This is a genomic window from Mycobacterium gordonae (assembly GCF_001417955.2).
Lineage (GTDB): Bacteria > Actinomycetota > Actinomycetes > Mycobacteriales > Mycobacteriaceae > Mycobacterium > Mycobacterium gordonae_B.
The window spans coordinates 1-17,822 of sequence record NZ_LKTM01000365.1; the positions used below are offsets into that span (position 1 = coordinate 1).

Annotated in this window: 16 protein-coding genes and 1 tRNA gene; 14 read left to right on the forward strand and 3 right to left on the reverse strand. The window is 60.3% G+C overall.

The window, feature by feature from the left end; translation table 11 throughout:
* Positions 1–1,193: 1,193 nt before the first annotated feature.
* Both AO501_RS29865 and AO501_RS29870 read left to right on the forward strand, forming a co-directional pair.
* Positions 1,194–1,892 carry a hypothetical protein gene (locus AO501_RS29865; RefSeq protein WP_055581194.1) on the forward strand — a complete coding sequence of 233 codons (699 nt, stop codon included), beginning with the start codon at positions 1,194–1,196 and terminating at the stop codon, positions 1,890–1,892.
* A complete protein-coding gene (locus AO501_RS29870; protein WP_055581195.1) occupies positions 1,889–2,311 on the forward strand; it encodes a hypothetical protein in 423 nt (140 codons plus the stop codon). Before AO501_RS29865 ends, AO501_RS29870 begins: the two co-directional genes overlap by 4 nt.
* A gap of 577 nt (positions 2,312–2,888) precedes the next feature.
* On the opposite strand, the gene AO501_RS29875 is transcribed toward AO501_RS29870, so the two are convergent.
* Positions 2,889–4,076, reverse strand: coding sequence for a hypothetical protein (locus AO501_RS29875; RefSeq protein ID WP_055581196.1), 1,188 nt, complete (start codon positions 4,074–4,076; stop codon positions 2,889–2,891).
* 471 nt (positions 4,077–4,547) lie between these two features.
* Between AO501_RS29875 and AO501_RS37495 the strand changes: the two genes are divergently transcribed.
* A complete protein-coding gene (locus tag AO501_RS37495; RefSeq protein ID WP_156452854.1) occupies positions 4,548–5,081 on the forward strand; it encodes a hypothetical protein in 534 nt (177 codons plus the stop codon).
* A gap of 67 nt (positions 5,082–5,148) precedes the next feature.
* Here AO501_RS37495 and AO501_RS29885 read toward each other — a convergent pair whose 3' ends face one another.
* A complete protein-coding gene (locus AO501_RS29885; RefSeq protein ID WP_055581198.1) occupies positions 5,149–5,466 on the reverse strand; it encodes a hypothetical protein in 318 nt (105 codons plus the stop codon).
* 50 nt (positions 5,467–5,516) lie between these two features.
* Here AO501_RS29885 and AO501_RS29890 point away from each other — a divergent pair, with 50 nt between their 5' ends.
* The 7 genes from AO501_RS29890 (at position 5,517) to AO501_RS36505 (ending at position 14,056) form a co-directional block, all read left to right on the forward strand.
* The gene (locus tag AO501_RS29890; protein WP_055581199.1) at positions 5,517–5,747 is read left to right on the forward strand and encodes a helix-turn-helix domain-containing protein; all 231 of its coding nucleotides are present in this window, start codon (positions 5,517–5,519) and stop codon (positions 5,745–5,747) included.
* A gap of 437 nt (positions 5,748–6,184) precedes the next feature.
* Positions 6,185–6,394 (forward strand): hypothetical protein, encoded by a 210-nt coding sequence (locus AO501_RS29895; protein WP_055581200.1) that lies wholly within the window; start codon positions 6,185–6,187, stop codon positions 6,392–6,394.
* Positions 6,395–6,453: 59 nt separating this feature from the next.
* Complete coding sequence (locus tag AO501_RS29900) at positions 6,454–7,815, forward strand: DNA primase family protein (protein WP_055581201.1); 1,362 nt, start codon at positions 6,454–6,456, stop codon at positions 7,813–7,815.
* Between the two features lie 253 nt (positions 7,816–8,068).
* Positions 8,069–8,902: a hypothetical protein gene (locus AO501_RS29905; RefSeq protein WP_055581202.1), complete on the forward strand. Its 834-nt coding sequence runs from the start codon at positions 8,069–8,071 to the stop codon at positions 8,900–8,902.
* A gap of 143 nt (positions 8,903–9,045) precedes the next feature.
* The gene (locus AO501_RS29910; RefSeq protein ID WP_055581203.1) at positions 9,046–9,699 is read left to right on the forward strand and encodes a recombinase family protein; all 654 of its coding nucleotides are present in this window, start codon (positions 9,046–9,048) and stop codon (positions 9,697–9,699) included.
* 115 nt (positions 9,700–9,814) lie between these two features.
* The gene (locus tag AO501_RS29915; RefSeq protein WP_055581204.1) at positions 9,815–11,188 is read left to right on the forward strand and encodes a tyrosine-type recombinase/integrase; all 1,374 of its coding nucleotides are present in this window, start codon (positions 9,815–9,817) and stop codon (positions 11,186–11,188) included.
* A gap of 54 nt (positions 11,189–11,242) precedes the next feature.
* Complete coding sequence (locus AO501_RS36505) at positions 11,243–14,056, forward strand: NACHT domain-containing protein (protein WP_082658927.1); 2,814 nt, start codon at positions 11,243–11,245, stop codon at positions 14,054–14,056.
* Positions 14,057–14,267: 211 nt separating this feature from the next.
* On the opposite strand, the gene AO501_RS29920 is transcribed toward AO501_RS36505, so the two are convergent.
* A tRNA-Leu gene (locus AO501_RS29920) sits at positions 14,268–14,341 on the reverse strand.
* Positions 14,342–14,690: 349 nt separating this feature from the next.
* Between AO501_RS29920 and AO501_RS29925 the strand changes: the two genes are divergently transcribed.
* The 4 genes from AO501_RS29925 to AO501_RS29940 all read left to right on the forward strand — a co-directional run bounded on the left by AO501_RS29925 (position 14,691) and on the right by AO501_RS29940 (position 17,530).
* The gene (locus tag AO501_RS29925; RefSeq protein ID WP_055581205.1) at positions 14,691–15,560 is read left to right on the forward strand and encodes a PPE family protein, SVP subgroup; all 870 of its coding nucleotides are present in this window, start codon (positions 14,691–14,693) and stop codon (positions 15,558–15,560) included.
* 50 nt (positions 15,561–15,610) lie between these two features.
* Positions 15,611–16,801, forward strand: coding sequence for a PPE family protein (locus AO501_RS29930; RefSeq protein ID WP_055581206.1), 1,191 nt, complete (start codon positions 15,611–15,613; stop codon positions 16,799–16,801).
* A gap of 118 nt (positions 16,802–16,919) precedes the next feature.
* Entirely contained in the window at positions 16,920–17,216 is a 297-nt protein-coding gene (locus tag AO501_RS29935; RefSeq protein WP_055581207.1) for a WXG100 family type VII secretion target, read from the forward strand.
* A gap of 29 nt (positions 17,217–17,245) precedes the next feature.
* Positions 17,246–17,530, forward strand: coding sequence for a WXG100 family type VII secretion target (locus AO501_RS29940; protein ID WP_055579135.1), 285 nt, complete (start codon positions 17,246–17,248; stop codon positions 17,528–17,530).
* Positions 17,531–17,822 lie beyond the last annotated feature (292 nt).

Genomic DNA, 17,822 nt, shown 5'->3' on the forward strand with positions numbered 1-17,822 from the left:
GATCAACCCACCAGCCCAGGAGGCCGACACGACCGCCGCTTAACACCCGATGGACTCATCCGCCTTGACAAGTTCCGCGGCGATGACCGCAACTCTTGCCACCAACGGCCTAGAGGAAATTCTCACTGAGTCATTGTCGCCGCGGACGCACTGATACTCCTAGCGGTAAAAACGGCAGGAGCCGCGCCGGGGCCGCAACGCAGCTCCACTACTAAAGACCACGCCGCCGATTACCCTCCTCCGGAGCGGACCGTGCAACGGCACCGGAACCTCAGCGAGGTGCTGCCGAGATCCGTGTATCCACGAAGTGCGGGTCCCCGATCTGCTCACGCTTGTCAGATCCTTCAGTCATACTCACCAAGACTTGCGAAATCCGCGCTCAACAGGGGGAATCAATGAAGGGAATGGCTGCAGCGCCTGCGCCGCCTGGCCGAGGATAGGGACTATCGCTTAACGAAAGCAGGCGGACAAGTGGCCACGAAGAAGCAGGACCCCTACCACTCCAACCCCAAGACAGCGTCGAAGACCGGGCAGGCTCCGAAGCACCGTCCGTACAAGCCACCCACGCCGCCGAAGACTCCGAAGTAGCTAAGTCAGCGGCTGTCGACTTAAGTCAGCTGACTGCTGACGCGGTGCTGACGCGGACTGCCCGCGGTGTGGGCAAGTGTTCGTCTGTTCGACACAAAACCGCCCCTACCTCAGCAAACACTGTGCCCCCAGTCGGACTCGAACCGACACTGGGCGGATTTTAAGTCCGGGTTCCCTGTTCGATTGGAGTTGCCGCAAGGGCCGACAAGAACAATGCAGGACCGGTAAAGAACCAGCTCACACAGGGCAGAAACGCCCTCGGCTATCCGTTGGCGGCTGTGTTCCTCGTTTGCGCATTTCGCCAGGTTGCCGCGAAAGTGTGGACGCGATGTGGACACGGAAGGTGCCCACAGGACGCTCACCACCTCAAGCGGAATCTCCGCGTGACAGCTAACCGGATCGGTTGTAGTGTGCTGCTGTGCCGCCTGACAACGGCACTTCGCAGGAAACGGCGCGCGTCCGGTTGAGTCGGCCCACGAGAGCAGCTCGGCCAAACGGAATGCAAACAGCCCGGCGTCAAGTCACGGCCCCTCGGAGGCACGCGCGAAACGCGGTCCACATTCACCGACCGGTGAAGTGCCCGTTTCCATCCCGAAGGGATCGAAGTGTCGATCAACGACAACGCCCATGAATTTGGGCAGCATTTCAAGCAAGGTGGCTGGCGACTCGGGTTTCTGGTTGCCCGCAGTGTCGAGCACGGCGGCAGTGGCGGCAGACCATCTGAAAACCGTTCTCTCGAGAACGGTTCCGGCAAAGTAAGCATCAGCCGGTTCGCGGAACTGGCTGGCGTATCTAAATCACATGTCTCGTATTACTTCAAGGCATGGCAACTAGCGGCCGACGACAAGCTGTGCCCTTCAGCAGAACAACTGTCACCCGATTCCGACGACGGCCTCAGAGACGACATCGACGAGGACGACAATCACACCCGCGAGATGTGGTTGAAGTATCTGCAACAGGCCAGAGAGCCCAGAGAGCCGGGGACCCGTGGGGCCAAGGCAGGGTCACGAAGCAAGGCCACGACTGGCGACACTGCAGAAAAGGATAGTCAGGCAGTGGAGGCACTCACCGATATCTCCGACAAGTTGGCGAAAAACTTGGTCAAGGTGTTCAACGGCGTCGGTCCCAAGCTGATGGGTGATGAAGCCGGTTTGGCTGCGTACGTAGAGAAGTTGCGTCACACCAGGTTTGAACTGGACAAGCAATGCCGAGAGATCGACCAGTTGCTTGAGCGCATTGGGTTTGGGGATCAGAGCCCCGCTGATGACCGGGTCGAACTTGAAGAGAACGGAATTGACCAATGATCGACTGGGAAGAAGTCAACGTCCCGCGTGGTGCCTACATCAGCTGGGGACAAGAGATTGGGCAGCACGTCACGGGCAGGGTGCTGGAATACGGCATCGACACCGGGAAGGACTTCAACGGCAAGGTATGCCCGTCAATCATGATCGAACTCATTGAGCCAGCGGATTCAATCGGCAGCAAGGGCCGCTCCCGGCACGATGCGGGAGAGGTGGTACAACTCGACGTTGCCCAAGAGTCCTTGAAGAGGGCACTTCATGCGGCCGACCCCGCGCCGGGTGATCTTGTCAAGATCACATTGGAAAATTTGGTCAGCAGACCAAACGGCGTCGGTAAAGAGTTTGGTATCAAGATCGCTCGCCAGGCGGCCCAAATTGAAGTCGTGCATCTTGACGACGACGACGAGCAATCGTCGTTCTGATCCGCGCAAGCTAACTGCCAGAACGGTTTCCGGACTTCCATCCGGACCGGGGTCCGATTCCCCGGCTGGCACAATGGTGCCTTGAATTTCATCAGTAGGCCCCCGCCTAGATACCACTTGGCCGCCCAGGCGGAATGGAGGAACCTATAGGCGGCCAAGTGCGGCGCGCGTACGGTTACAGGCAGAACCGCGCAGTGCCGGTCTTTGATGACTAGATTCGGCGGTCCCAGCTCACCCGCACAATACCTTCGGGCGGATGATCTACCGTTGCTTCACGACCCCGGTAGCGGCCACCTTCAGAAGGTGACGCATCCTCCCGCCCTCTGGGCACCAAACCCGGCCCCCATCCAAACTCGGACGCCTCAGTGTCTAATTCGTCCATGTCCAGCGAGCGCTGAATGTGGTCACCCCGGCCGGGTACGTTTGCTCCAGTCCTAGTCATTCAAACCTGCCTCCGAGACTGCTGTCGGTTGTAGCGTTGCAACTGAGGGATTCTCAAGGCCGGCTAGTTTTGCGCTGGCCGTAGCCACCGCGACGAGCACGTCACTTAGGTTGTGGGCTAACCAATCTGAAGGCGTCATCGGGGTACCTCCGGGGTCTCGTACTGACCACTGGCCAGTTGGTAAACGGCGGCTGCGCCGCGATGGCGTGTTCCGACACCGAACGCACGAGTGTAAAACGACTCAATTAAGGGATATGTCGAGCTGTTGCCGGGCAATTGGCGCAATCCTCGATAAAGTGTGTTTGTATGTTCGCGCACACCAACAGGATTCGCGCTTGATCCTGGTCCGCTAGATGCGACGACGGCGAAGTATCCGGCAGGTACGAACGTCGTCTCCACGATCCAGACGGGTCCCCACTTGCCAACAGTCGGGAGGCCAAAAATTTCGCCTGGAGGGAGATTTCCGACGAGCTCGCCTGCGCCCTGCAGAATGAAGCTGGGTTGATTGGTTGCGGGCAGAAAATCCCACTTGCTGATCTGGTCATTGTTGTTCTCTACGTTAGCCCGGAAGCTCTGAATCACTTCACTTTCCCGCTCATTGACCAGCGCAATGAGCTGTTGATTGGACTCCACTAGTCCGTAGCCATGCTCGCGGATATTCTTGACTGCCTCCAGCAAGTCGCCGGAATCAATATCCTCGCTTCCGGTTACGCGGTAGTGGGTATGGTCGCCGTCGAAGGTGTGGCCCAGGAAGGGCGGCGGTACCATGCCGTCTCCGGACCACAGTCCCCTGCAGCTGATTCCTTGGCCGTTTTCCTCTGGCTCTGGTGAGAACAATCGCTGCAGGATGGTCCCGGTGACCAGGCGGTTGTCGCTGTTCATCGCCCCGTCATGCACGGCACGCACCTGACGCGCATCCATGTCTCGCAATGCTTTCCAAGTAAATCGAGCAGCGCGATCATAATCGTGGAACGAAAAGCCAAGCAGTACATGATCACTCGGCGGCCGCAAACCCTCGGGCTCCCCGTATTCTGATGCCATCTCAAAGGACTGCTCGTTTACCCCTTGACTGACGGCTTCAGCGGTACTGGTATGCCAGTACGAAAGTAGGTCGACGATGCTGCTGCGGTGTTTGTTCCATTCAGCAAGCGCGGCCTGCATGCTGGTCCAAATCGTATTCAAGTCGACTTGGTCGACGGTCTGCGTCACTCGGGGCAGTGCATCACCCTCAGTCAGGTAACCGCCCTCTCCGCCGAAGGGAGGTAGGCGCAGAAGCGACTGCAAGTCAGTCAGATTGGTTCTTGGGGTGGTGAGAGTGGTCATTGTTGTCTCCGTTCAAGTTCAGTGGGGAACCGTGGAGCGAAGACACGAGCACTGAAAGGGTCCACTCGCGTCTTCGCGACGGCGGCCTAGCTGACTGCGCTAACTCTCAACTGGGAGAGCCGGCCAGATGCCTGGGGAACTTACGCGGTGCGTGCGCCCAATGCCCGTGAACCAGTTATACTCTGCGGCGCAACGGATTTCGCACCTCGCGGGGTGGACATCGGACGCGGCGCGGCGGATAATGACGTTGATAGGCCGCCGATTAACGCCAGGAAATCTAATGTCCCTTGCTTCGCCATCCAATACTGACCGTCTATTCACCCGCGACCGAGCCGTAGAGTACTGCCACTCACGCGGTTTGGAGAAAGTAACGGCCAACACGATCGTTCGTGCAGCCTACTATTCGCGGAAACTAAAGCTTCCGAAAATCATTGGCGGCACAGCATATTGGACACAGGCCGACCTCGACCGATGGATCGCAACAGCATGAAGCACCGAACAGGAGAAACTCCGATGAGTCAACTAGATGACACCTGGGAACGAATCTACCAAGCTAACCGGGCCGCTGGGGTTCAGCCCAACTACACGGTGGCGGAACGCGACCAAACAGAAGCCCTTGCCGATGACCTAAATCAAGAACTTGAACACCTCCCGGTGGTCCACGCCTGGCGCAGCAAAAACGGCTCTCAACTGCAGTTTTGGTGCCGATTCTGCAACACTCACCACTTTCATGGTCGACACGGTGGCGATTCCGACACAAGAGGACCCCGCGCAGGTTCCGTGCTGCCGCTACGCCTGTGGAAGCGGTACATCAAGAAATTCGCTGACTGCACCTTCCGGTTTGGCCGGGGCTATTGCACCTGTCCTGCCGGAGTCGGCGACGGTCACCGGGCACCGCACTGCGGCAACCGTGAAGGCGACTACTACCGGCGCGGCTACATCCTGCACGAAGTTGAGCCCAACGACGCCAGAGCTACCCGCAACCCGAGGCGATTCCGCCGCTAACGAGCTGTGACTGTTCAAGACGCTTAAGTGGCAGTTCAAGACGCTTAAGTGGCAGTTCCGTTAGCTTCTACCCACCAGCCATGGCGTTCGCGAAATTTTGCAGCGCCGCTGAGTAACTAGGACACCACAGCTCCGTCGAGCGAAACATGACCGCAACAGCTTCGCTCTTGTTGAAATCGTAGTTGTCGATCAGCTTCTGCCCGGTCTTCTTAACGCTGGCGTAGTTAACGCCACCCATGACACCCCAGGCCCGGCAAACAACGATGTCGCCGTACGTCCTTGAGAAAAAGTCAACGTTGCCGGCATTGACGGGGTCAGCTGCCGCCAGGGCGTTGCTGGTACTGAGGGCAAACAGGATCGCGCAGCCGAGAAACCATTTCACCATCCTAAATATCCTAAATTGGGATATTCTGGGTGGCAAGGTGCGCTTGCCGAGTGGAGAAGTCGCTCTACTCCGAGCAGTACCAGCAGCTGTGTGCATTGCTGAGGGAATTGCGCCGTGGAGCCGGGCTGACCCAGGTAGAAGTCGCCACGCGGCTCGATGTCCCCCAATCGTTCGTCAGTAAATACGAATCGGGCGAGCGGAGACTAGATGTGATCGAACTCCGTCACGTGGCTGAGGCGATCGGTACCACCCTGGAAATTGTGGTCACCCGTCTCACCTGACCGTGCTTCCCCACGCTCTCCGGGACCAGTGCACCTTCAACAATTCAGCGGTCTAGGTGCGATTGCCTAAAGGCTTCCCTGTTGGTGTCCGCGCGGGGCGGGCGATTTCCCGTTGGGGGGGCCGCTGTTGCGCTGGGCACGGGGTGGTGGTGGTGGTGTGGGTGCGGAACGCTCGGTTGGGTGGATACAGACGCCATAACGGCCTTCCGCCCATTTCCGCCGTTAAAACGGCAGCGCTTCGGTGCAGGAATGTGGCGAGGTTTCAGTGATTGCAACTGCTCTATTGAAGGCCTTTCGCATCGCGGGTGCTGTAATGCGTTGTGATGCAATATATTCCGGCGTCACGATGCTGCTTGGCGCGTATTGATCCGCTAAATTCAAGTGTGTCAGAGGTTGTCGGCATTAGGCCGCGACCGGCAGACCATTGGAGAGTAAGAATGTCTGCGCCAACACAGCAGTTCTATGACCGCGCGGAAGTAGTCGCCATTGCGCACGCGCGCGGCCTCAAGCACATCACCGAGAACTCAGTGGTGACTGCCGCCTACAGAGGCCACAAGCCACTGAAGATGACCAAGGTCAACGGCCGTGTCTACTACGCCCACAACGACGTTGAGGCGTGGCTTTCCGGCGACCGGGCGGATGGCTGATTTGTGCAACACTTCGGCAGCAGAAAGCTGCCGGTGACGCCACCAGAAGGTGAATGGCAGTGAGCACAGCACAAGGCGCGAACAGCGACGGCGCGCAATACTTCGCGCAAGGAATCGGCCTGCTCGCAAAGAACTTGGCCGATGACGTAATGCATTGTCTGGAATGCGGATTCGATAGCACCACCGAACGTTTCTATGTCTACGATGATGGAGTCTGGCGGCTCAACGGCGGACGCATCGAACAGGAGATCTCTAGACTTCTCGGCAATCGCTATCGGACCACGCACACCAAACACGTCCTCGACCTGATTCGCTACTCCGACAACGCCGCACGCATCACGTGCAAGCCACTGCCGCAGTTCATCAACGTGCCCAACGGGATGGTCGATTGGGAAACAGGCGAACTGCTGGCCCACGCTTCCCAGTACCTCTCGACCGTCCAGCTGCCCGTCGAATACGACCCCGACGCCACGTGCCCGAAAGTTGAACGGTTCCTAGAAGAAGTGCTGCCACCCGACTGCATCGAATTCATCTGGGAAGTCATCGGGTACACCATGTTCTCCGGCAACCCCTTGCATGCCGCCGTGCTGCTGTACGGGAAGGGCCGCAACGGCAAAGGCACTCTGATTCGTCTGCTGAAGGCACTGGTCGGGGAACGCAATTGCTCGGCGGTCGGCCTGCACGAACTGACAGAGAACCGGTTTCGCACCGCCACGCTCTACGGCAGGCTCGCCAACCTGGCGGGAGATCTTGACTCCCGTTGGGTCGCAAACACTGCAGCCTTCAAAGCCATCACCGGCGGTGACCTGATCCAAGCCGAATTCAAGTTCGGTGCGGCGTTCGACTTCACCCCCTGGGCGCTGCCGGTCTACTCAGCCAACAAAGCATTCGGCTCCGCAGACTCTTCAGAAGGTTGGGTGTCACGCTGGACCGTGGTGCCCTTCCCGAATACCTTTGGCGGCAACGAAGACCGCAACTTGGACAGCGAATTACATTCCGCCGCAGAACTTCGCGGAGTGATGGCACGCGGCATCCGGGCTTTGCCGATGCTCCTCAAACGTGGCCAGTTCCAAGAGCCAGAATCCGTCAAGGAAGCCAAGGAAGCATTCGTGGCAGCCTCGGACACCGTGCGCGGCTGGATCAGCGAACAATGCACTCTGGACCCCAAATCCTGGCAAAGCCGCACCGAACTGTACAGCGCCTACCAACTCCACCCCCTCACACAGGGCTCAAAACTTCTCAGCGGACGAGAGTTCTACAACCGGCTAGAGCAGGTCAGCGGAATCGTCGCTGCCAAACGCCAAGGAACGCGCGGCTTCAAAGGAATCAAGCTGGGAAGGCCCGCCCCGGTCGCGCAGGACGGAACTGCCCCCACGGCTGCCCCCGGCACCCTGGCCCGAATCCACAGGTCACGGTGGTGAACGCCGTGCGGCACCGCGACAGGGGGCACAAGGGGCAGACCCGGCGAACTTCTCACCACATCACCACACCCTTGGGTCAGACCAACCTGCCCCTTCTGCCCCCACGCACCGAAACCCCAAGTCAAGACATCACTCACGGGGGCGCGCCACTGCCCCCAAGCTGCCCCCTGCTGCCCCCGCCATTGCATCTCGCCAGCCCCTCCATGCGCGGAATCCCACATCTGACAAGCACGAATCGAACGGAGCAAACCCGATGAGTAACGACAACGAGCGCATTATCGACGCCGAAATCGTAGATAACGATCGGCTTCCGGCAATCATCAAGCGGGCATCAAACTCCGAACCCATCGAACTACCGAATCGGCAAGACAGTCTGCTAGCAGACAATCCGGGGAGACGTTGCGTAGCAACAAATTCTCGCGGAGAACGGTGCCGCAAATTCGCGATATACGGAGCAACCGTATGCCGCACGCATGGCGGAGCGACCAAGAAGACCCGAGAGGCCGCACGCATCCGTGTCGAAAACGCCGCAAACCGCCTCATGGGCAAACTCATTGAGTTTGCGTTCGACGACACCAAACCTCCAGATGTGCAACTGAAGGCCATCCAAAACAGTCTCGACCGCGCTGGCCTCAAGCCGCCTGCCGAAGTTGTTCTCAGTCAGGGCGAATCGAAAGCTGCCTTCGAGTCAGTGTTCGACAGCATCTCCGCAGTGCCCCTGGACGAATCGGCATACCTTCCTAGGGATCACGGCGTAGCCGGCGGTGCAGGCGAATCTCTCGACCCGGGCGACTTTGCCCACCCAACTCAACCGTCCAACCCACAGACCGGACACAACAACGAAACGGCAACAACCAGCGCGCGGGAAAACCCCGGATGGCCAGCTGGCAAGGACGGCGACGATTCTTCGGACGGCGGGCGGCTAGGAACGGCAACTCGCGGCGCGAACGACCGCGACAGGCGCAACCAGCGGGCCGAACGGCACATTACCGGGGAGGCCGCCATCCGCGCGGCCAACTGGGCAAACGCCGCGATGGCAGAAAGCCACGGCCTGCCGTGGGGAGAGTCGGACCGTTGGCGGCGGTAGTGACGAGTATGCCCAGGTCAGGCATTGTAGCCACGGTTGTACCAGTCGGCTAAAACTTGAGGCGTAAGGCGCAACCGCTCGGTTACGCCCCACACCAGGAAGGGACACGCAACATGCCGACAAAGGCAAGAACACGAGAACCGATGCAGCCGTTGATGTTTGGCTACACGCGAGTGAGCACCGATGAGCAGACCGACAAGCGGAACGGACTAGAGGCACAACGCGAAACCATCGACAGCGAAACCTCGCGGCGCAGCTGGACCGTGGAGCACTTCGCCGACGAAGGCGTGTCTGGAAAGACCATCGGCCCGAAGCTTGCGGAAGTGTTGCAACTCTTAGCATCTGGACAGGGCGACGGCCTGGTGGTCGCGAAGCTGGACAGGCTCAGCCGGTCAATCGTCAACGCTGCCAACATCATCGAGGCAGCACAGTCGCAGGGGTGGTCGCTGGTGATTCTGGACCTCGGTGTGGACCTGACCACCGCAGCGGGCCGGATGATGGCCATGAACCTGGTCAACTTCGCCCAGTACGAACGCGAATTGATTAGTGAGCGTACGAAGGCCGCTCTTGCCGCCAAGAAGCGCAGAGGCGAACGAATCGGAAGACCTAGAGCAGCATCGGCTTCGGTGGTGCGCCGCATTGTGCAGGACCGCAACGCCGGCTGCACATACGACGCTATCGCTTCCGCCCTCACCGCCGAGAAAGTCCTATCTCCGCTAGGAAATGCGGCATGGCAACCGTCCACCGTGCGGCGCATTTACGCCAGCGCCACGGCACAGGTTCCGGTGTCGGCATGAGGCGCGAGCACCAGCAATACGACGGCCAGGAAGACCAGGACCGCGAGCCCCCATTACCGACGTGCTGGGGTTACGGCCCAGAGCCCACAGGTGATGACGAAGAAGAAGGCGAGTAATGGCCGCAACGATCCGCAAGCGCGAAACCGGCAGGCTAGACAAGCGCGGCAACCCGGTTTTCTCCTATCAGGTGCGGTGGCGTGAGCCTGTCCGTGATGAGTTCGGCGCACCTACCGGCAAATTCCGGCAGACTTCCGACACGTTCGACACCGAACGCAAGGCGAAGGCACACATGCGGAAGGTTGATGACCAGCTGGACAGTGGACGGGGTGTCGATCCCAGCAGCGCCAAGACGAAGGCCAACACGCCGCTGGGCACCTATGCCCGGCAGTACCTGGACAGTCTTGCGGGCAGCATCGACCCGAACACCATCGAGGATTACGAGAAGATCTACCGGGCGCACATTGCCGCCGTTTTCGGCAGTAGGCCGGTGGCCAGCATCACCACAGCAGACGTAGCTCGGTTCCGCGCCGATCTGTTGGCACCGCACGTGCGGCGTCATGGCAGGGCGAAGGCCACCACACCTCCCAGTACCCGTCTCGTCACCCGCAGCCCGAAAACGGTGAAGCACATCGTTGGAACACTGAAACGGATTCTCGACGTAGCGCAGGACGATCAGGCCATCGCAGCCAATCCGGTGATCGCCAACCGCCGCAGGCACTCCACCAAGCGCCGTGCCACCACTGACGGCAGGGCACCGTTCAAGCACCGCCCACTGACGGCCAACCAAGTAGCGTCGGTCGTCGATTGGATTGAGCGCAATGGCAGCCAGGGCCGGGGCAACCCCGTCTACGCGCTGGCGGTTCTGTTTGCGGCCCATACCGGCGTACGTGCCAGCGAGTTGCAGGGGTTGCAGCTGCAGGACGTCACGCTTTCCGCCCTCCCCGCCACGGTTGGAGCCATTCGTATTGTTCGCACGGCGCAGCGTAAGGACCGGGTCTGGATCTACGGCACTCCCAAGAGCGACGCCTCCACGGATCGCGTAGTCCCTCTGGCGCCGTGGCTGGCGGACGAGTTACGCCAGTACCTGACTACGGTTCATCCGTTTTCGGTGACCAACGCGGCAGGCAACAAGTACATCCCGCACGCGCCGTTGTTCCCCGGTCGACGCAATCGCTATGTGTTCGATTGGGCGAAGCCGGTGTGCGCGGCGAGCTTGTACGAGCACTACTTCCAGCCCGCTTGCCGAGCCTTGAAGCTGGGCAACGTCCGGTTCCATGACCTGCGGCACACCTTCGCCACCATGAACCTGAGCGCTGGCGAGCACTACATGCAGGTCAGCAAATGGCTTGGCCACTCGACCTTCGTACTGACGTTGACCACCTACGCGGACTACATCAGAGAAGAGGAACTGGCAGCGCCGAAGGTCGGTCGCGGTATCGCAGACGTCACAGCGAGGGTTCTGACGCTGCAACGGCGCGCAACCCGCTAGATCCCACCCGAGTGGCGCACCGGCTATCCGCGACGTGGACCCTACGCTTTCCACATGGATCCAGTAACACTCGGGACCAGTGCTTACGGCGCTTTGCGCGTGTTCAGCGCGTGTACGCGAGGAGCCCAGGACGCAGGCAAGTCGGTTGGATTTGCTAAACGCAGATACCGTTTGGCTGGCACTTACAATTTGGCTTGGCTTGATCGTGACTTCTCGCCGTCCGCCGACACAGATGGCTTCGATGCTGAACAAATAGCTGATATCGGACGGTTTCTTACTTCGACGACCGTTACCCCGTGGCTCTCTTTGTTAGCAGTAGCCTGCCTTACGGAGAGTCCCGACCACACATTAATTGACCAGGTGAAAGCAGGCCTAACCAACGAGGCACGAAAATGGACCGCAGAGAAACCCAACTCGTGGCTAAAGCACGCCGAACTAGTGTGGGACCGATTACTGGAGATCCACAATGAGGTACTGCCAACAATCGAAGCTGAATCTGATTGGGCTGCTGATGTTGAGTATTTTGAAAACTTTGTAAACACACCACTGCAGAAAAAGACGAGCGCACCAGGTAGTTACGCATCGCGATTTATTCAGCATCTTGTTCGCTTAGCGAGCGACATTGAGCGGCTACGAGCCGCCTTCGATATCTCCGTTAGCATTGCTCAGAGCATGGCAACGACTGCTCTCGATCCAATCATCACGCATACAGAGCTCGGCACAGGAGCCAGTGCTGATTTCGACTTGTTGTACGTCGAAAGAAGCTTCGTTGACTTTGAGGGCGGAAGGCCGCTGGACTCTTCCGTGATCACGTCTGGCAATACGCCTTTTCGCTTGGTAGTCACCGGCGCCCCCGGAGCTGGAAAAACTACTTACTTACAGCATTTTCGTCGCCAACTTTGCACGGATCAGGATCGGCCGGTCTTTGTAGTTCGATGCCGTGAATACGCAGCAATAAATTGGGATCGCACCAATCTTATCGACTTCATGCTCAACCGATACAATTCCGAGTATTCAGATGAACTGGAGCCCTCCACCATTCGTGACCTCCTTGTGCTTGGCAGAGCAGTGGTTGTGCTCGATGGGCTGGATGAAGTAACCGACCCACTAAGAAGAATCGATCTAGTCAAGCGCATTAATGCGCTTAGTTCCGCCTTCCCCATCGTGTCGATACTGGTCACGAGTCGAGAAGTTGGATACGATCGCGCTCCCCTAGATCGACATATTTTCGCGCGAGTTCAATTAAAGGAATTTGAACTTAGCCAAGCACTAGAATACGTGGGTAGGTGGTTCAGTGTTGTCGGCAAAAAGGAACTGATTGAGCCATTTATTCACGATTCTGAGACCGTAGCAGACCTTCGTCTTAACCCGCTAATGTTGAGTCTCCTGTGCATGCTCTATCGAGAAAGCCATGCCATACCTAGCATGCGCCTCGACATCTACTCTGAGTGTGCGCGTCTGCTGTTCAAACGGTGGGACAGTCACCGACAAATCAAAGTCGATGGTGCTATACCCGATTTTTCAGACAGTCTCATGCAGGAAATAGCCCGTTGGTACTACACGAGTCCAACCGCGCAAGCCGGACTGGACGAGACGGTGATCAAAGGCATGCTCAAGCGGATTCTGATTGATCAGTCCGGTTTCCCCGAATCTCGAGCCGAGGAAGCAGCGGCCGAATTCCTAGAATTCTGCGCTGGTCGAGCCTGGCTTCTCGGGGCAACCGGATCCAATAAGCGCGGGGAACGCTTGTTTTCATTCACTCATAAGACGTTCTCCGAATACTTTGCGGCAGAGTCGTTTGCTCGAAATGCCGTGGACGCTGTCGAGATATGCGACCGAATCACTTCGACCTTCTACAATGACTCATCATCGTTATTGCCCGAACTTCTTATCCAATCCTATGGAAAGCACTCCGCGCAAGGAGCAATGCGGATTGTAAAAGAGCTCCATGCCCGCAATGCACCTACCTTGCTGTTATTGAGGTTGGTGGAGGGGGCACTCTTGCCGGCCCAGTCTCGACGCCTAGTTTTCCTTCAGCTTCTGGACAGCTGGATTGCCGGCGAACCCGATAAACGCGAATTTATCGCGCTCCTACAACTCAACGCACTTGCCCGCGAGCAATTCGTATCTGAGCACCTATTGGGGTCAGCGCAACTTCGGCAGATCTTCTTGTCAGGCTGGGCAACTGTCGTGTTATCTGGCCTCTCCGACCGCTATTCTCCTAGCTGGTCCAGCACTGTCGAAAGAATTACAGCAGATACTGACATGAAAGGGCTTGCACGGAGAGATACTGCCGTATGGAATTGGCACGCGACGCAACTTGATACCAAGATTCAGCCTGCAGATAAGCTTGATCTCTTGCTATGCCATGGCGTCTTTGGTTTCGCGCCTGGCATCGCATGGTACGGCGTGGAGTCCCGCCTTCGCTTTAATAAAGCGCCAGTCAATGAGAGCACTGTGGCGAAATACATCGACGGTTCCCTTTCTAATTTCTCGAACGGATTACGGCTTCCGAGTGGTTTCTTGACCGGGCTGTTTTATCTACTTGCCCCCGGCCGCACTGAACTCGCGTGGAGCGCAAGGTGGGCGCCAGATCTTCTGTCTACAAAGGAATTCCACCTCTTTGCATATTTAGCGCTCGCTCTTTACGAATGGCTGGGCGGTCAGTCTATGGGCGACAAAATAAGCTCCCTATGGTCAGGGACGCTCAAGGAAGTCGTTGAGGTCAGAAGCGAAAGTGTCGTTGGCGGTTCACCCGACAAGGAATGCCTGGCGGCGGCGACACAAACTCTTCGCAACCTGCCCGATCGCCTGGCGATGTGGGCGATCGGACGCGACAACTTGGTGCGTCCTGACTCTTCGCACTGAGTTGGCCTCAATCCTACTGATTCGCCCACCTCGACGAGTCGCGCGAACACAACCTGCCTATATAAGGAACGAGCGCGGGCCGCGCGAGCTGCTTGCCGTTACGCGAGGTACAAGGGCCGGATGTGGACGCGACGTGGACGTGACACTTTCGACAACACGAATCTTCACGGCCGTAGAACCAGGACAGCGTCCCCTACCTGCACAAACACAGTGCCCCCAGTCGGACTCGAACCGACACTGTGCGGATTTTAAGTCCGCTGCCTCTGCCAATTGGGCTATGGGGGCCCGGCGGCGAATCTAGCCTGCGCAGGCCAGATCCGGGACGCTGCATACCCCCGAAACGCTAGCGTGCGCGACGGCCGCTTCCTATGTAGGATCGCGCGCCGCGCGCCCTCAGAGGCCCCAAGACCCCGTCGGTCAGATGACGCGGCCGTATCGCCCGCCAAGAGCTTGTTAAAACTGCGAGCGCCCTCGTTAAGAAGCCGTAAACGTCCGTCACCCTGCGCTTTTCGACCATAACTGTGGAGTCCGGGCTAGTTAGCGTTACGCCAACGCACAGGGGCCGGTACGCAAACACACAGGGACGACCAGGGGATTCAGCGGTCGTCATGTCTTCACACCAAAGGAGCAATAGATGTCATTTCTGACAGCAGTGCCCGCAGAATTGGCCGCCGCGGCGGCGCAGCTGGGAGCAATCGGCAGTGCACTCGCGGCGCAGAACGCAGGTGCTGCAGCCCCGACCACCGCAATCGCTCCCGCGGCCGCCGACCAGGTCTCGATCCTGCAATCCGGCATCTTCACCGCATACGGCGCTCTGTATCAGCAGATCGCCGCCGAGGCCCAGGCCATCCAAGAGCAGTTCGTGCAGACCCTGGGGCTCAGCAGCGGTACCTACGAGCAGTCCGAGGCGGCGAACGCGGCGGCTACCACGCTGGCCAACGCGGCGGCCTCGCCGGCGGCGTCGTCCCCGGTCGATGACTTCATCAACCAGATCAGCACGCTGCTCGGTGGCCCCGTCACCAGCGTCGTCGGCCAGCCGTTCAGCCTCTCGGGCAACTCGGCCAACGTCGCAAGCTACGAAATCGGTAACTTCGCCTCGGCCTCGTCGAACATGCTGGGCCTGACCAGTGGTGGCCTGTTCCCGGAGGGCTTCGGTGTCCCCGAAGACGTCGCCGCCGACGCAGCCATCGAGGGAGCCGCGATCGAGGGCGGCCTCACCAGTGCCGGCGGCGCCGTCGGTCCGGTGGCCGCCAGTGTCGGAAGTTCCACGCTCGTCGGCGCGATGTCGGCCCCGCCGAGCTGGGCCGCCGGGACCACGCTGGTGTCCAGCACCGCTCCTTCCGCGCTGTCCGGTGCCAGCATCTCGGCCGCCCCGGCGACCGCGGCCGGGGGCATCTACCCCGGGGTTCCGGGTCTGGCCTCGGCGGCACGCAACAGCGCAGGCTTCGGCGCACCGCGCTACGGCGTGAAGCCGATCGTCATGCCGAAGCTGACGGCCGTCTAAGCCGACCCACCTCAAGCGACCACCACCAAGCCAACAGAAACGGGATAGAAATGTCTTACGCAGGTTTCCCACCCGAGTTGAACTCCGGCCTCATGTACAGCGGCGCGGGCGCCGGGCCGTTCATGGCGGCCGCCGCAGCCTGGAACAACCTGGCCTCGGAACTGAGCACCACCGCGGCCCAGTACGAGTCGATCATCACCTCGCTGACCACCGAACAGTGGACCGGTGCCGGCTCGGCGTCCGCGGCGGCTGCCGCTCAGCCGTACGTGGAATGGCTGACCACCACGGCGGCCGCCGCCGAGCAGGCCGGCATTCAAGCCGCCGCATCGGCGGCCGCCTATGAGGCGGCGTTCACCGCGACGGTGCCGCCGCCGGTGATCGCGGCCAACCGGGCGCTGCTCGCCGCGCTGGTGGCCACCAACTTCCTGGGCATCAACACGCCGGCGATCATGGCGACCGAGGCCCAGTACATGGAGATGTGGGTCCAGGACGTCGTCGCGATGACGACCTACCAGGCCGGCGCTGCTGCGGCGGCGGTTCTCGAGCCGATCCTGCCGGCGACGCCGACCACCAACCCCGGTGGTGCGGGACTGCAGCAGGCCGCCGTCGCCGCAGCCGCGGCGGAGGGACCTGCGGCCTCGCTGGGCGACATCGTCAGCGGCTTGCAGACCGAGCTGGGCAACCTCGCACTGGGCACCTCGTCGATCGGTACCGGCCTGTTCAACGCCTTGCCGGTGCCGGTGCAGGAACTGCTCACCTCGCTGGACGGCTTCCTGGGCACTCCGCTGATCTTCAACGCCATCCAGCAGGTCGGTGTCACGGCGTCGTGGTTCATGTTCGCCGCCATCCCGAACGGCATTTTCGCCGCTCACACCATCGACGCCAACATCGCAGCCGCAGCCGCGGAGGCGGCGGCCCCGGCGGCGGCCGCGGCCGAGGGCGCGGCCGCAGGGCTGGCCAGCGAGGTGGGAGCCGCGGGCGCGGCAGCCAGCCTGGGCGAGGCCTCTCTGGTCGGAAGCCTGTCGGTGCCGGCCAGCTGGGCGGGCGCCACCCCGGCGGTCGAGGCAGCAGCCGGAACGGCGTTGGCGGGCAGCGGCTGGACCGTCCCCGAGGAAGGCGCGGCTCCGGGAGTGATGGCCGGCATGCCCGGCATGGCCGCAGCCGCCAAGGGCGCCGGTGCCTACGCCGGTCCGCGGTACGGCTTCAAGCCGATCGTCATGCCCAAGCAGGTCGTTGTGTGACGCCAAATAAAAAGGGGGACAAGTCACTCGTTTAGACCATCAAGTAGCCGCCGGGCCGTAGTGTCTACCGCTGGACGGCTAGGACACGCACCATCAACATCGAGATAGGAGACGAAATATGACAACACGTTTCATGACCGACCCGCACGCCATGCGCGACATGGCGGGTCGTTTCGAGACCCACGCCCAGACCGTCGAGGACGAGGCCCGTCGCATGTGGGCGTCCTCGCAGAACATCTCCGGCGCTGGCTGGAGCGGTCTGGCCTCGGCCACCTCACTGGACACCATGGGCCAGATGAACACGGCGTTCCGCAACATCGTCAACATGCTGCACGGCGTTCGCGACGGACTGATCCGCGACGCGAACAACTACGAGCAGCAAGAGCAGGCCTCCCAGCAGATCCTCAGCAGCTAAGCAAGGGACCTAAGAAAGGAACTTGGAAAATGACGATCAATTACCAGTTCGGCGACGTCGACGCCCACGGCGCGCTCATCCGCGCCCAGGCCGCCAACCTCGAGGCCGAGCACCAGGCCATCGTTCGCGATGTGCTGGCTGCCGGTGACTTCTGGGGCGGCGCCGGTTCGGTGGCTTGCCAGGAGTTCATCGCCCAGTTGGGCCGCAACTTCCAGGTGATCTACGAGCAGGCCAACGCCCACGGCCAGAAAGTTCAGAGCGCCGGCAGCAACATGGCGCAGACGGACAGCGCAGTCGGGTCCAGCTGGGCCTGATCTACGTCTTGACCGACGGCGTGGCCGCACACCACCAGGTGTGCGGCCACGTCGTTTAAGTGCCACTGCGCGACTCGCCCGTTGTTTGCCGGCGGGCACTGTTCTGATGGTCGATGATGGCTCGCACCGCCGCGGCGGGCCTCGCCGCACCGCATCACGCCACGGGCCCAATGGGCGGCGGAAGTCCGCGCACGGGCGCCGGCGGTCACAGTGCCGCTCACACAGGACGTAGTGTGCACCGGCCGAGCATGGTTTGCTCGGCACATGAGCGGACGCCGCCTTCCGGTGCGTG

Bases quoted from the DNA above. Each gene is read 5' to 3' on its own strand.
- AO501_RS29870 (WP_055581195.1), top strand. From the start codon at position 1,889: ATGATCGACTGGGAAGAAGTCAACGTCCCGCGTGGTGCCTACATCAGC.
- AO501_RS29875 (WP_055581196.1), bottom strand. From the start codon at position 4,076: ATGACCACTCTCACCACCCCAAGAACCAATCTGACTGACTTGCAGTCG.
- AO501_RS37495 (WP_156452854.1), top strand. From the start codon at position 4,548: ATGGATCGCAACAGCATGAAGCACCGAACAGGAGAAACTCCGATGAGT.
- AO501_RS29885 (WP_055581198.1), bottom strand. From the start codon at position 5,466: ATGGTGAAATGGTTTCTCGGCTGCGCGATCCTGTTTGCCCTCAGTACC.
- AO501_RS29895 (WP_055581200.1), top strand. From the start codon at position 6,185: ATGTCTGCGCCAACACAGCAGTTCTATGACCGCGCGGAAGTAGTCGCC.
- AO501_RS29905 (WP_055581202.1), top strand. From the start codon at position 8,069: ATGAGTAACGACAACGAGCGCATTATCGACGCCGAAATCGTAGATAAC.
- AO501_RS29910 (WP_055581203.1), top strand. From the start codon at position 9,046: ATGCAGCCGTTGATGTTTGGCTACACGCGAGTGAGCACCGATGAGCAG.
- AO501_RS29915 (WP_055581204.1), top strand. From the start codon at position 9,815: ATGGCCGCAACGATCCGCAAGCGCGAAACCGGCAGGCTAGACAAGCGC.
- AO501_RS36505 (WP_082658927.1), top strand. From the start codon at position 11,243: ATGGATCCAGTAACACTCGGGACCAGTGCTTACGGCGCTTTGCGCGTG.
- AO501_RS29925 (WP_055581205.1), top strand. From the start codon at position 14,691: ATGTCATTTCTGACAGCAGTGCCCGCAGAATTGGCCGCCGCGGCGGCG.
- AO501_RS29930 (WP_055581206.1), top strand. From the start codon at position 15,611: ATGTCTTACGCAGGTTTCCCACCCGAGTTGAACTCCGGCCTCATGTAC.
- AO501_RS29935 (WP_055581207.1), top strand. From the start codon at position 16,920: ATGACAACACGTTTCATGACCGACCCGCACGCCATGCGCGACATGGCG.
- AO501_RS29940 (WP_055579135.1), top strand. From the start codon at position 17,246: ATGACGATCAATTACCAGTTCGGCGACGTCGACGCCCACGGCGCGCTC.